Source organism: Microbacterium kribbense, assembly GCF_039537285.1.
GTDB classification, from domain to species: Bacteria; Actinomycetota; Actinomycetes; order Actinomycetales; family Microbacteriaceae; genus Microbacterium; species Microbacterium kribbense.
The window spans coordinates 60390-72060 of record NZ_BAABAF010000002.1; the positions used below are offsets into that span (position 1 = coordinate 60390).

12 protein-coding genes are annotated in these 11671 nt (G+C 71.2%); 9 read left to right on the forward strand and 3 right to left on the reverse strand.

What is annotated here, in order from left to right; all coding sequences use genetic code 11:
- Positions 1-11 precede the first annotated feature (11 nt).
- The 3 genes from ABD705_RS03425 to ABD705_RS03435 all read left to right on the forward strand — a co-directional run bounded on the left by ABD705_RS03425 (position 12) and on the right by ABD705_RS03435 (position 1603).
- Complete coding sequence (locus ABD705_RS03425; RefSeq protein WP_344780552.1) at positions 12-824, forward strand: IclR family transcriptional regulator domain-containing protein; 813 nt, start codon at positions 12-14, stop codon at positions 822-824.
- Between the two features lie 63 nt (positions 825-887).
- Entirely contained in the window at positions 888-1193 is a 306-nt protein-coding gene (locus tag ABD705_RS03430) for a type II toxin-antitoxin system VapB family antitoxin (protein WP_344780554.1), read from the forward strand.
- Positions 1190-1603 carry a type II toxin-antitoxin system VapC family toxin gene (locus tag ABD705_RS03435; RefSeq protein WP_344780556.1) on the forward strand — a complete coding sequence of 138 codons (414 nt, stop codon included), beginning with the start codon at positions 1190-1192 and terminating at the stop codon, positions 1601-1603. The genes ABD705_RS03430 and ABD705_RS03435 overlap by 4 nt, the downstream gene beginning before the upstream one ends.
- A 54-nt stretch (positions 1604-1657) precedes the next feature.
- Here ABD705_RS03435 and ABD705_RS03440 read toward each other — a convergent pair whose 3' ends face one another.
- Complete coding sequence (locus ABD705_RS03440; RefSeq protein ID WP_344780558.1) at positions 1658-2881, reverse strand: MFS transporter; 1224 nt, start codon at positions 2879-2881, stop codon at positions 1658-1660.
- 373 nt (positions 2882-3254) lie between these two features.
- On the opposite strand from ABD705_RS03440, the gene ABD705_RS03445 reads away from it, so the two are divergent.
- Positions 3255-4484, forward strand: coding sequence for an MFS transporter (locus tag ABD705_RS03445; RefSeq protein ID WP_344780560.1), 1230 nt, complete (start codon positions 3255-3257; stop codon positions 4482-4484).
- Positions 4485-4542: 58 nt separating this feature from the next.
- On the opposite strand, the gene ABD705_RS03450 is transcribed toward ABD705_RS03445, so the two are convergent.
- Entirely contained in the window at positions 4543-5523 is a 981-nt protein-coding gene (locus ABD705_RS03450) for a formylglycine-generating enzyme family protein (RefSeq protein ID WP_344780562.1), read from the reverse strand.
- Positions 5524-5651: 128 nt separating this feature from the next.
- Here ABD705_RS03450 and ABD705_RS03455 point away from each other — a divergent pair, with 128 nt between their 5' ends.
- Complete coding sequence (locus ABD705_RS03455) at positions 5652-6014, forward strand: hypothetical protein (protein ID WP_344780564.1); 363 nt, start codon at positions 5652-5654, stop codon at positions 6012-6014.
- Here ABD705_RS03455 and ABD705_RS03460 read toward each other — a convergent pair.
- Positions 5968-8316 carry a CDP-alcohol phosphatidyltransferase family protein gene (locus ABD705_RS03460; RefSeq protein WP_344780566.1) on the reverse strand — a complete coding sequence of 783 codons (2349 nt, stop codon included), beginning with the start codon at positions 8314-8316 and terminating at the stop codon, positions 5968-5970. The genes ABD705_RS03455 and ABD705_RS03460 overlap by 47 nt on opposite strands.
- Before the next feature lie 79 nt (positions 8317-8395).
- Here ABD705_RS03460 and ABD705_RS03465 point away from each other — a divergent pair, with 79 nt between their 5' ends.
- The 4 genes from ABD705_RS03465 to ABD705_RS03480 are packed head-to-tail and all read left to right on the forward strand — an operon-like array spanning position 8396 to position 11540.
- On the forward strand, positions 8396-9391 hold the full coding sequence (locus tag ABD705_RS03465; RefSeq protein WP_344780568.1) for a zinc-dependent alcohol dehydrogenase: 996 nt from the start codon (positions 8396-8398) through the stop codon (positions 9389-9391).
- Positions 9384-9809 (forward strand): 6-pyruvoyl trahydropterin synthase family protein, encoded by a 426-nt coding sequence (locus ABD705_RS03470; protein ID WP_344780570.1) that lies wholly within the window; start codon positions 9384-9386, stop codon positions 9807-9809. The genes ABD705_RS03465 and ABD705_RS03470 overlap by 8 nt, the downstream gene beginning before the upstream one ends.
- Positions 9806-10849: a glycosyltransferase family 4 protein gene (locus tag ABD705_RS03475; protein WP_344780572.1), complete on the forward strand. Its 1044-nt coding sequence runs from the start codon at positions 9806-9808 to the stop codon at positions 10847-10849. Before ABD705_RS03470 ends, ABD705_RS03475 begins: the two co-directional genes overlap by 4 nt.
- Before the next feature lies 1 nt (position 10850).
- Positions 10851-11540 carry a RibD family protein gene (locus tag ABD705_RS03480; RefSeq protein ID WP_344780574.1) on the forward strand — a complete coding sequence of 230 codons (690 nt, stop codon included), beginning with the start codon at positions 10851-10853 and terminating at the stop codon, positions 11538-11540.
- Positions 11541-11671: the final 131 nt, after the last annotated feature.

Below are 11671 nucleotides of genomic sequence, written 5' to 3' on the forward strand. Positions count from 1 at the left end.
CGGAGTCCACCATGGCGGACCGGCAGCCTGCGGGCATCGCGCTCGCCGACGACGACGTCACCCGCTCGTCGGCGGACTTCGTGCAGTCGCTGGCGCGCGGGATCGATGTCATCCGCGCGTTCGACGCCGACAACGCCGAGCTGTCGCTGAGCGACGTCGCACGCCGGGCCGGCATCCCGCGCGCAGCGGCGCGCCGGTTCCTGCGCACCCTGGAGACGCTCGGCTACGTCCGCAGCAGCGGCCGCGTGTTCGCGCTGACCCCGCGGATCCTCGAATTGGGCTTCAGCTACCTGTCGGCGCTGTCCCTGCCCGAAGTCGTGCAGCCGCACCTGGAGCGGCTGTCCCACCAGGTCGGCGAATCCGTGTCGGCGGCGGTGCTGGACGGGGCCGACATCGTCTATGTCGCGCGCGTTCCCACGCGTCGCATCATGAGCGTGCGGATCACGATCGGCACGCGCTTCCCCGCTGCCGCCACCAGCATGGGGCGCGCGCTGCTATCGGGCGAACCGGCGGATTCCCTGGAGGCCGTGCTGCGCGATGCGCCGCTGGAGGCGTACACCGAGCGCACCGTCACCGACCCGGACCGACTGCGGGCGGAGCTGGACCAGGTGCGCGAGCAGGGCTGGGCACTGGTCGACGGCGAACTGGAGTTCGGCCTGCGCTCGATCGCGGTGCCGCTGCACGGACGCGACGGATCGGTGGTGGCGGCCGTGAACGTGTCGACGAACGCGACCCGCGACACCGTCGAGCGGGTGCACGACGTGTACCTGCCCGCGCTGCAGGCCACCGCCCGCGCGATCGAGGCCGAACTGCGGCTGGTGTGATCGGTGCGGCCAGCCTGTGGTAGACCGGTGGATTCTACGGTCTACCGTGGGTAGAATCGGGTCATGAGTCTGAACATCAAGAACGAGCGCACGCATGCGTTGGTTCGTGAGCTAGCCGAGCGCACCGGGATGAGCCAGACCAGCGCGGTCGAGGATGCCGTGCGCCGGCGCCTGGATGAGCTGCAGGGTCGTGTGGGCCGGCGGGGGATCGTCCCGGCCCCGGCCTATTCGCCAGACCAGATCGAGCAGCGCAGGCGGGCGATCGACCGCATCCTCGACGAGTTCCGCGCCCAGACGACACCCGCCCAGCGTGCGGCGCTGTCGGATGGACAGGACGAGCTGTATGACGAACTCGGCCTGCCGCGATGATCGTCGATTCGTCCGCGCTGGTCGCGCTGCTGCGGGGTGAAGGACAGGCGTCGCTGATCCAGGAGGTGCTCCTGGCGTATGAGTCGCTCATCTCGGCGGCAACACTCGTCGAGGTGCGCGCGGTCGTCGGCGGGCGGTTCGGCGCGGACGGTCTGCGGCGGTTGGATGCGCTGCTGCGACGCTTCGAGACCGAGGTGGTGCCGTTCGATACGCAGCAGGCGGATACGGCGAGCGCGGCATACCGGGACTACGGCCGCGGATCACGGCATCCGGCACGCCTGAACCTCGGCGACACGTTCAGTTACGCGCTCGCCTACGTGCGCGACGAACCGCTGATGTACGTCGGTGACGACTTCGCGCGCACCGACATCCGCTCCGCACTCGACGAGTACGGCGACGCGGTGCGCTGATGGTGTTCAACAGCGGGCCGATGCACACGGTGTCCGTCTCGCGGGTGGCGCAGCTCAGCGCTTGCCGAGGAACCAGTTCACGATGCCGGCCGCCAGCACGATGCCCGCCGCCGTAGCGGGCGTCATCATGGCGGCCGCGGTGCCGGCCGACTCGGCGAGCACCCCGACCAGGGCCGCCGATGCCGATTGGCCGACGATCACGGCCGAGCCGAGCATCGTCATCACGGTCGCCGAGCGGCCCAGCGGGCTGCGCTCGGCACCCAGGCTGTACTGCGTCACCAGGGTCGGGCCCACGCCGATGCCCGCCAGCGCGAGGGCGAGGGCCACGCCGCCCGTCGTGTCCATCAGCGGCAGCAGCGCGGAGCCGACGACCAGGATCACGGCGAACGTCAGCCATCGCGCGCGCAGGGTGAACCGCGGTGAGAACCAGGCGACGGCCAGTGCGAAGATCGCCGAGCCGATCCCCATCACGCCGTAGATGAGCCCGGCGGCCTCGGGCTCGCCGCGGTCGGCGAGGAACGAGGTCAGCGTCGTGAGCATGGCGCCGAAGAACAGCCCCATCCCGAGCACCCCGACGGTGACGGTCGTCACGCGGATGTGGAAGAGCTCGGATGCCGCGGCCTGCACCACGCGCTCGGGTCTGCCGTCCGCGCCGGTGAGCGCCCGGCCGGTGCGATGGTAGGCGAAGGCCGTGACGAAGATGAGCGTGAGCACGGCCGCGCCGATCACGGGGGCGGCGGGGTTCATCGTCGTGGCCAGGAGCCCGACCAGGAACGGCCCGAACACGAACACGATCTCGTCGGCGGCCGACTCATAGGCCATCGTGCCGTTGAACGTCTTCGCCCTGCGGTCTTCAGGCAGGTGCCGGGTGATCACGCCGACGAGCCGGCTGCGTGAGAGCGGTGAGACCTGCGGGGCGGTCGCGCCGATGACGAACGCGACGGCCAGCACGACGGCATCCGGCAGCGTGCTGAACACGACCCACGACATCGCCACCAGCGCCAGGCTGTTGACGATGCCGCACAGCAGCACGATGCGGCGCTGCCCGAGACGGTCGGCCGCGGCGCCGATCAGCGGTCCGAACACGGCGGTGCCGAGACCGGTCAGGGCCGAGTTCAGGCCCCCCAGTGCGATGTCGCCGCGGGCCGAGACCACCAGGGTCAGCACCCCGACGACCATCATCGCGAACGGCAGTCGGGCCAGCAGCGCGATCGGGAAGTAGCCGAACCCGGTCGCCCGGATCAGGCTGGGCGGGCGCGTATCAGTCGTGGTCGTCATGTGCTCTCTCAGGCGGGTCGTGCCGCCTTGGCCGGCCGGGCGGAACGCCTGCAGCCAGGTAGATACACGTGGATCTCAGATATTCTCTCATGTCGCCCGGCGCCGAAGCCGGGCGGATTCACAGGTGCATCAGATCGGCACCGGCGGCCACCACCCTGATCATTTCGGCAGGGGAGGAGCGGCTTCCGCCCGGCCGTTTGGTCCGAACGGTCGCGCTCGCGTCCTGAGCCGGCGGGCCGTGTTCCGATGCCGAGGAGAACCGCAACTCGAGAACGTATCATCCGGGCTGATATCGGGCATAAACGATCTCAGGTTCGCTTATGGCCGCGCATGGGGTTGAATCGGGATCACCCATCCTGCCCGAGGAGATTCAATGTCGAATGTCACATCCGGCGCGTCCGCGCGCGTCACTCAACGAGCCGGCGTCTGGCAGGCAGTGCTGCTGCTGGCCGGCAGCTGCATGCCCGTGCTCGGCTCGGTGCTGATCACGCCGGTGCTGCCGCAGCTGTCCGAGCACTTCGCCGGCTTCCCCGGCGCCGAGGTGCTCGTGCCGATGATCGTCGCCATTCCGGCACTGATGATCGCCATCTTCGCGCCCTTCGCCGGCCAGGTCGTCGACCGGCTCGGCCGCAAGCCGCTGCTGATCATCGCCATGTTCGCCTACGCACTGGTCGGCACCGCGCCGGCCTGGCTCGAGGCGCTGCCGGCGATCCTCGTCAGCCGGGTGCTGGTGGGCGTGTGCGAAGCGGCGATCATGACGGTGTGCACGGCCCTGATCATCGACTACTTCCACGAGGAGCGACGCCGCGACAAGTACCTCGGCCTGCAGACGGTCACCACGACGCTGGCGGCGACCGTGTTCATCATCGTCGGCGGCGCGCTGGGCGTCGGCGGATGGCACACGCCGTTCTGGGTGTACGCGCTGAGTCTGGTGATCGTGGTGCCGATGATCTTCTCGCTGTGGGAGCCGAAGCCGGCCGACAGCGGCGAGGAACGCGTGTCGGCCGAAAAGGTGCGCACGCCGTGGCGGCGCATCTGGGTCCGACTGCTCGTGGGTCTGTTCGCGGGCTTCACCTTCTATGTGCTCATCATCGAAGTCAGCTACCTCGTGGTCGGCACCGGCATCGATGCCGGCAACACGGCGGCCATCGGTGCCGTCGCGGCCGTCGCCTCGCTGTTCACCGCGTTCGGCGGTCTGACGTTCGCCCGGCTGGGGAAGATCGGCGCCGTGCGGCTGCTGCCCTACGCGTTCGCACTGCAGGCGCTGGGCATGATCATCGTCTGGATCGTCCCCGCGCTGGCAGGGGTGATCATCGGTGCCGTGATCGCCGGGTTCGGATCCGGGCTCCTGCTTCCGTCCCTCGTGGTGTGGGTGGTCGCCCCGAGCCGGTTCGCCGAGCGCGGCCGGGTCACCGGCTGGTGGACCGCGGCGTTCTTCTTCGGTCAGTTCCTGACGCCGATCCTGATGGGCGGCCTGGCGGCGGCGACCGGCCAGCTGGCCGTTGCCGTGGGCGTCGTCGGCGTCGCCGCGGCGGTCATGGCGGTAGTCCTGGCCCTGGTGCAGCGTCGTGTCGCGGTGCAGGAGGCGGCCGACGCGGTCTGAGCCACCCGCGTCGGGGCCCGAAAGCGCCCTACCCGGGCCCGGACTGGCCACGACAGGCTCAGCGCAGCGCCACCGTGCGGAACCCGGCGTTGCCCATCGACGAATCCGGTGTGTTCTGCGACCGGGCCGAGTTGCGGTATCGGTTGCAGTACGAGACGTGGCACAGGTAGCTGCCGCCGCGCAGCACGCGTGCCCCGCCGTGCTCGGGTCCGGTCGGGTTCGCGGCGGGCGAGGCCGCGTAGAAGCCCGGGTCGAACCAGTCCTGACACCATTCCCACACGTTGCCCACCGGCTGCCACAGCCCATAGCCGTTCGGGTCGAACGTGTGCACGGGCGCCGTGGTCAGCCATCCGTCCTCGCGCGTGTTCCTCCGGGGAAAGTCGCCCTGCCAGATGTTCGTGCGCCATCCGCCGATGTCGGGCTCCTCATCCCCCCATGGGTACTTGCGCCCCTCCAGCCCGCCGCGGGCGGCATACTCCCACTCGGCCTCCGTCGGCAGCCGCCGGCCCGCCCAGGCGCAGTAGGCGACGGCGTCGTTCCAGCTGATGTGCACGGCCGGGTGGTCGCCGAGACCGTCGATCGACGAGTCCCGCCCGCCCGGATGCGCCCAGTCCGCGCCGCGCACGCCGTACCACCACGGGGTGCCGGATGCCGGGCCCATGACATCGGCGTCCGGAGCCTGCACCGCCAGATGGAACACGGCCGAGAACCCCCACGTCTCGGCCTCGGTGCGGTAGCCGGTATCGTCGGCGAACCGCGCGAAGTCGTCGTTGGTCACGGACGTCGCATCGATCGTGAAGCCGGCGACGGTGACCGGATGCCGCGGCACTTCGCCGTCGCCCGGATTGCGGTCGCCCGACGAGTCACCCATCGTGAACGTGCCGGCGGGGATCGCGGCCTGCTCGATAGTGTGCCGGCCCGACGCGGGCGGTGCGGTCGGTGCCGGCGCTGCCGACCCGATCGTGACGAACGTCTGGCGGGATGGCGTGCCGCAGGTGCAACCCGGCCCGCAGGAACCGGACGCGGAGATATCGGTCATGCGTCGATTCTCCCAGTGCGAGATGTGCGAACGTCCACCGCCGCCCGCTCGACCGGTATGCTCGGGCCACGGCAGCCCACCGGCGCAGGTGCGCTGCGCTCGGGTGGACACCCTGGGAGGACTGCATCATGTGGATTCGCATCGTGGCCGCCGCAGCCGTGCTGATCTCGGCGATCATCCACCTCGAACAGTGGATTCTGGTGTTCCGGGGCACCGCCTACATCGGGCCGGCCATGCTGATCAACTTCATCGGGGGCCTGGTCATCGTGGTGCTGCTGCTGTGGTGGCGCACCAGCTGGGTGCCTTGGGCGCTGACCGTGCTGTTCGGCGCCGCGACCTTCGGCGCGTTCCTGATCTCGGCGACGGTGGGGCTGTTCGGCGTGCACGAGCACTGGACCATCTGGGAGGTCTGGGTGGCGGCAGCAGTCGAGGTCATCGCCATCATCACGGGCCTGGCAGGGCTGGCGTCACGTCCGGCAGCACGACGCTGAGCTGCGGGCTGTAGGCGGTCGCGAAGCGGTCGCGGAATGTGCTCATCGGCCACACCGGCGCGGTCGGGTCCGGCAGCAGACCGGCCTGCCAGCCCCACGAGCCGATCGCGCGCAGCACCGCCGGGTCGTGCGCGATGATCGAGATCGGCACGTCGTGGCCGGGATGGTCCCCGGCCACGTACGCGTGCGGCTGATGGTCGCCGACCATGACCACGACCAGGTTCGGGTCGGGGTAGGTCTGCACGAACGAGAAGAGCGTGCCGAGCGTGTACTCGACGGACCGGCCGTACAGCGCGCGCACCTGCGCCGGGTCGGCGAGCGCGGCCTCCGAGACCTGGTCCTCCTCCGGCATCGCGTCGAAGACCGAGCCGTCGCCGACCGCGTTCCACGGCACCGGCCGCGGCAGCGGTGTCCACGGGTGGTGGCTCGAGACGAGATCGATCTCGGCCATGACCGGCGCACGGTGCGGCCGTGCCAGCTCCAGGCGCTGGAAGGCCGACCACACGAACTGGTCGGGCATCGGCGCATAGCCGAACCCCGGGCCGCGGTAGCCGACGTTTCGCGAGTCGTAGAGGGCATCGAAGCCGTAGAATCTTTTGCCTTGCGGCCAGTCGATCGTGTCGGCGGGCACGACCGAGACGGTGCGCCAGCCGGCATCGCCGAATGCACGCGACAGGGTCAGCCGCTGCTGCGTCAGCAGCTGGTTGTAGCGCTGCTGGCTGTTCACCCACAGCCCGGACTGCAGCGTCGCGTGGGCCAGCCAGCTGCCGGCGCCGAACGTCGGCGAGGTGAGGAACGCGCTGCGTGCCGTGAAGCCGGCCGCCGCCAGGCTGCGGGTGCCGGAGGTCAGCACGGCGTCGATTCCCGGCGCGAATGAGGAGTCCTGCACCGCGATGCGTCCGTAACTCTCCACGAACACGACCAGAACGTCCTTGCCGCGCAGCGTGGTGAACAGCTGATCGGACCGCGCCTGCCGCAGCGGGTCGGCGGCGATCTCGGCCGCGAACACGTTGTGGTCGCGGATGTCGGCGTGCAGCCGCCCGATCGCCAGATTGGCGGCGCTCATCGAGGCGACCGGCCCGGCCGGGCCCAGGCGCACGCCGGCGGCCACGCACAGCGCCGCGACCAGGCCGACCGCGACCACGACATGGATCGACACGTGGCGGACGCCCGTCACGCCCTCGACCAGCCGCACCACCACGAACGGCATCACCACCACGACGGCCACTGCCGCGGTGACAGCGGCAGCGGCGACCACCAGCGCTCCGAACCGGCCGATCGAGTCGCCCAGGACGCCGACGCCGGGGCCGAGGTAGTACCAGTCGCTGATCAGGTCGAACGATCGGTCGAACAGCGTGTAGAAGCCCACGTCGATCGCCTTGACGATCACCAGCAGGCCCAGCAGCACGCCGAAGACGCGTGCCGTGACCCGCCGCGCCACCGGCGGCAGCACGAGCGCCAGTGCCACCAGCACGAGCGCCTCCAGCGGAATGCGCGCGAACGCATCCGGCGCGAGCAGGCTCGGCTTGCTCGGCACGATCAGGACGAACCACACCAGCAGCCCTGCCCCTACGGTGCGCGCCGGCGACGGCACGAGCGAGAACGGCACGGTCGGGCCGCGATGGCGCCACAGCCACCACGTCTGCCGGGCGAACGAGCCGGCGAGCAGGATGCCGGCGACGCCGACGGCGATCTGTGCCGCCTCGCGCGGCAGCACGTCGGCGGCGACCGCGGCCAGCACGATGCCCTGGATCGCCGCGACGACCTTGGCCCCGAAGCGCGGCGGTGACCACGCGTGCAGCCACGGCAGCATCCATCCGGCCACGGCGAACGCGTAACGTGCCAGCCCGATCGCCAGCACCCCGCCGCCGACCAGAGGAGCGGCATACACGCTCAGCACCAGGATCAGGAAGGCGTCGACCTCCATGTCGAACCGCGCCCCGAGGTCCGAGGAGGTGCCCGTCGCGCGCGCGACCCGCCCGTCGACCGCGTCGAGCGTGAGCGCGATCACGGCGAGGACGACCAGGAGCGGCACCGGAATCGCCCGATCGAATGAATCGGCGACCAGAGCCGCGATGGCGCCCACCAGACTCGCCCGTGCCAGAGTCACCCAGTCGGCGGGCCCGAACCCGTCGCGGCCCCGGCGCTCCAGGCCGCGCGCCAGCAGCCCCGTGCCCACGACCGCATACCCGCCGGCCGCGGTCCAGCCCGCGACGCCCAGCCCCACTGTCGCGGCGAGGGCCACCAGCACCGCCAACTGGGCGGCCAGTCCCACGAGCGGGTCGCTTCGCACCGAACGCACGACGCCTCCTCTGCCGCCGCGGCGACGGTAATAGACTATGGCGCACCCCGGGCCGGGCCGGGCCAAGCCGAGGTGCAAGGTGCAAGGCGAGGAGGATGCCGTGCCGGATGAGGCGCTCGCATTCTGGCTGCGCGAACCCGGTGTCGGACAGATCCGCACCGAGCCGCTGCGCGCACCGGCCGCGGGCGAGGTGCTCGTGCGCACCCGGTACTCCGGGGTCAGCCGCGCATCCGAGGCGCTCGTGTTCCGCGGCGGCGTGCCCGCCGACCAGTACGACGTGATGCGGGCGCCGTTCCAAGACGGCGACTTCCCCGCGCCGGTCAAGTACGGCTACCTCAATGTCGGCGTCGTGCAGGCCGGGCCCGACGTGCTGGTCGGAAAGACCGTCTTCTGTCTGTACCCGCACCAGACCGCCTATGTGGTGCCCGCCGATGCCGTCTTCGTCGTCCCGGACGACGTGCCACCGCAGCGCGCGGTGCTTGCCGGCACCGTCGAGACGGCGGTGAACGCGCTGTGGGATGCCGCACCCCTGGTCGGCGACCGGATCGCCGTCGTCGGCGCCGGCATGGTCGGCTGCGCCGTCGCGCGGCTGCTCACCCAGATCGTCGGGGTGGCGGTGACCCTGGTCGACATCGACCCGGGTCGTGCCGCCACGGCTGCCGCGCTGGGCGTCGCGTTCGCCCTTCCCGGGGCGGCCGGCGGCGACTGCGACCTGTCCATCCACACCAGCGGCACGTCGGCCGGGCTGCAGCTGGCGCTGGACCTGCTCGGACCGGAGGGTAGCGTGATCGACCTCAGCTGGTACGGCGACGCCGACGTGCGGCTGTCACTGGGCGGCGCCTTCCACTCGTCGCGCCTGAGCATCCGCTCCAGCCAGGTCGGCGCCGTCGCCCCCGCCCGGCGGCGGCGGCGCACCCCCCGACAGCGGATGGAGTTCGCCCTGCAGCTGCTGCGCGACCCCGCGTTCGACGCACTGATCACCGGCACCTGCCGATTCGACGAGCTGCCCGACGTGTTCCCAGCTCTGGCCGACGGACGGCTGCCGGCGCTCTGCCACACTGTCTCTTATGGGTGAGCCTGCGATCGGGGGGGGAATGTTCCGCACCACGGTGCGCGATCACCTGATGATCGCGCACAGCCTGACCGGTGCGGTCTTCGGCCCGGCGCAGCGCCTGCACGGGGCGACGTATGTCATCGACGCGACGTTCTCGCGGCGCGAGCTCGACGAAGACAACATCGTCGTCGACATCGGCGCGGCCGGCCGCGAGCTGCGCGCGATCATCGACGAGCTCAACTATCGCAATCTCGATGAGCTTCCCGCTTTCGCCGGTGTCGCCACCTCCACCGAGCTGCTGGCCCGGTTCATCGCCGATCGACTCGCCGACCGGGTGCACGACGGCGCCTTCGGCGCACGCGCCCGGGGGCTCGCCGGCATCCAGGTCGTCCTGCACGAGTCGCACATCGCGTCCGCCGGCTATGAGCGGCCACTGTGAACGAGGTGCACGTGATCGTGCCGGACGGCATCGACGATCCGAGCCGGCCCAGCGGCGGCAACAGCTACGATCGGCGCATCTGCGCGGGGCTGGCCGCGATCGGCTGGACGGTGCACGAGCATCCGGCCGCGGGTGCATGGCCGGCGCCGGACGGGGCCGGGCGCGCGGCGGTGGCCGGTGTGCTGGCCGGCATCGATGACGGCAGCACGGTGCTGATCGACGGCATCATCGCCAGCGGTGTTCCCGACATCGCGGCGTCCCAGCAGCGCTTGCGCGTCTATGTGATCATGCACATGCTCCGCCTCGGCGCGGTCGAGGCGACCGTGCTCGCCGGGGCGACCGGAGTCATCGCCACCAGCCGGTGGACGAAGGCCGAACTGATCGCGCGGCATGCGCTGGCCGGGCACCGCATCCACGTCGTCGAGCCCGGTGTCGATGCCGCCGGCATCGCGCCCGGCACGGCTTTGGGCACCCGGCTGCTGTGCGTGGCCGCCGTGACGCCGGTCAAGGGGCACGATGTGCTGGTGCGCGCGCTGGCCGAGGTCGCCGACCTGCCCTGGCGCTGCGACTGCATCGGCGCACTCGATCTGGACCCGGGCTTCGTCGACCGGGTGCGGCGACGCGCGGCCGACGGCGGGATCGCCGACCGGATGCGCCTGGTCGGCGCCCGCATCGGAGCCGATCTGGATGCCGCCTATGCCGCCGCCGATCTGCTCGTGCTGTGCTCACGTGCCGAGACGTACGGGATGGTCGTGACCGAAGCGCTCGCGCGCGGAATCCCCGTGATCGCGCCCGCCGTCGGCGGCGTGCCGGAAGCGCTCGGCGGCGACGGAGGCCGCATTGCCGCCGACGACCTGCCTGGAATCCTGGTCCCTCCCGGCGATTCGGCCGCGCTGGCTGCCGCACTGCGCAGCTGGCTCGGCGACGCGGCGCTGCAGCGGCGACTGCGTCGGGCGGCGCAGAGCCGCCGCGCGACGCTGGCGGACTGGACGCGGACGGCCCAGCGGCTCTCGGACGTGCTCGCCCGCGAGGCGGTCTGACATGGTCCGGCCGTACACCGTGCTCAGCTGCAGCATGTCGATCGACGGCTACATCGACGACGCCAGCGACCGTCGCCTGATGCTCTCGAACGCGGCGGACTTCGACCGCGTCGACGCACTGCGGGCGTCATGCGACGCGATCCTGGTCGGCGCCACCACGATCCGCCGCGACGATCCGCGGCTGCTGGTGCGCAGCCCGGCGCGGCGACAGGAGCGGGTCGCCCGCGGCGCGACGCCGTCGCCGGTCAAGGTCACCGTGACCGGCGACGCGGACCTGGATGCCGCCGCCCGGTTCTTCACGACCGGTGCGGGGCAGAAGCTGGTCTACTGCACGAGCGCGCACGCGCCGGATGCGGCAGATCGCCTGGGCCCCGTGGCGACGGTGGTGGATGCCGGCGCGGAGGCGTCGATGGCCTGGATCGTCGCCGATCTGCACGTGCGCGGCATCCGGCGGCTGCTGGTGGAGGGCGGCGAGCGGGTGCACACGCAGTTTCTCACCGACGACCTCGTCGACGAGCTGCAGCTGGTGGTCGCCCCGTTCTTCATCGGCGACGCCCGCGCACCCCGGCTGGTCGGCGCCGGCAGGTTCCGGTGGAGCCCGGACCGCGCGGCCTCGCTGGCGGAAGTGCGCCGGATCGGCGACCTCGTGCTGATGCGCTACGCGCTGTCGGCGCGATTCGCGAAGGGGTGATGGGGGGGCGGACAGTGCGTGATTTGCGACTATTCGGCGAACTTATGTACAAAACACACATAGCGCGCTAGTGTGCTGACAGACACGAGGACTCGCGCGCCCGATTCGGCCGCGCTCATCACGAAGGAGCA

What these genes read in the sequence shown, in the direction of transcription:
- ABD705_RS03455 (WP_344780564.1), top strand. Translation starts at nt 5,652, where the DNA reads ATGTGGATTCGCATCGTGGCCGCCGCAGCCGTGCTGATCTCGGCGATC.
- ABD705_RS03435 (WP_344780556.1), top strand. Translation starts at nt 1,190, where the DNA reads ATGATCGTCGATTCGTCCGCGCTGGTCGCGCTGCTGCGGGGTGAAGGA.
- ABD705_RS03480 (WP_344780574.1), top strand. Translation starts at nt 10,851, where the DNA reads ATGGTCCGGCCGTACACCGTGCTCAGCTGCAGCATGTCGATCGACGGC.
- ABD705_RS03470 (WP_344780570.1), top strand. Translation starts at nt 9,384, where the DNA reads ATGGGTGAGCCTGCGATCGGGGGGGGAATGTTCCGCACCACGGTGCGC.
- ABD705_RS03430 (WP_344780554.1), top strand. Translation starts at nt 888, where the DNA reads ATGAGTCTGAACATCAAGAACGAGCGCACGCATGCGTTGGTTCGTGAG.
- ABD705_RS03425 (WP_344780552.1), top strand. Translation starts at nt 12, where the DNA reads ATGGCGGACCGGCAGCCTGCGGGCATCGCGCTCGCCGACGACGACGTC.
- ABD705_RS03445 (WP_344780560.1), top strand. Translation starts at nt 3,255, where the DNA reads ATGTCGAATGTCACATCCGGCGCGTCCGCGCGCGTCACTCAACGAGCC.
- ABD705_RS03450 (WP_344780562.1), bottom strand. Translation starts at nt 5,523, where the DNA reads ATGACCGATATCTCCGCGTCCGGTTCCTGCGGGCCGGGTTGCACCTGC.
- ABD705_RS03440 (WP_344780558.1), bottom strand. Translation starts at nt 2,881, where the DNA reads ATGACGACCACGACTGATACGCGCCCGCCCAGCCTGATCCGGGCGACC.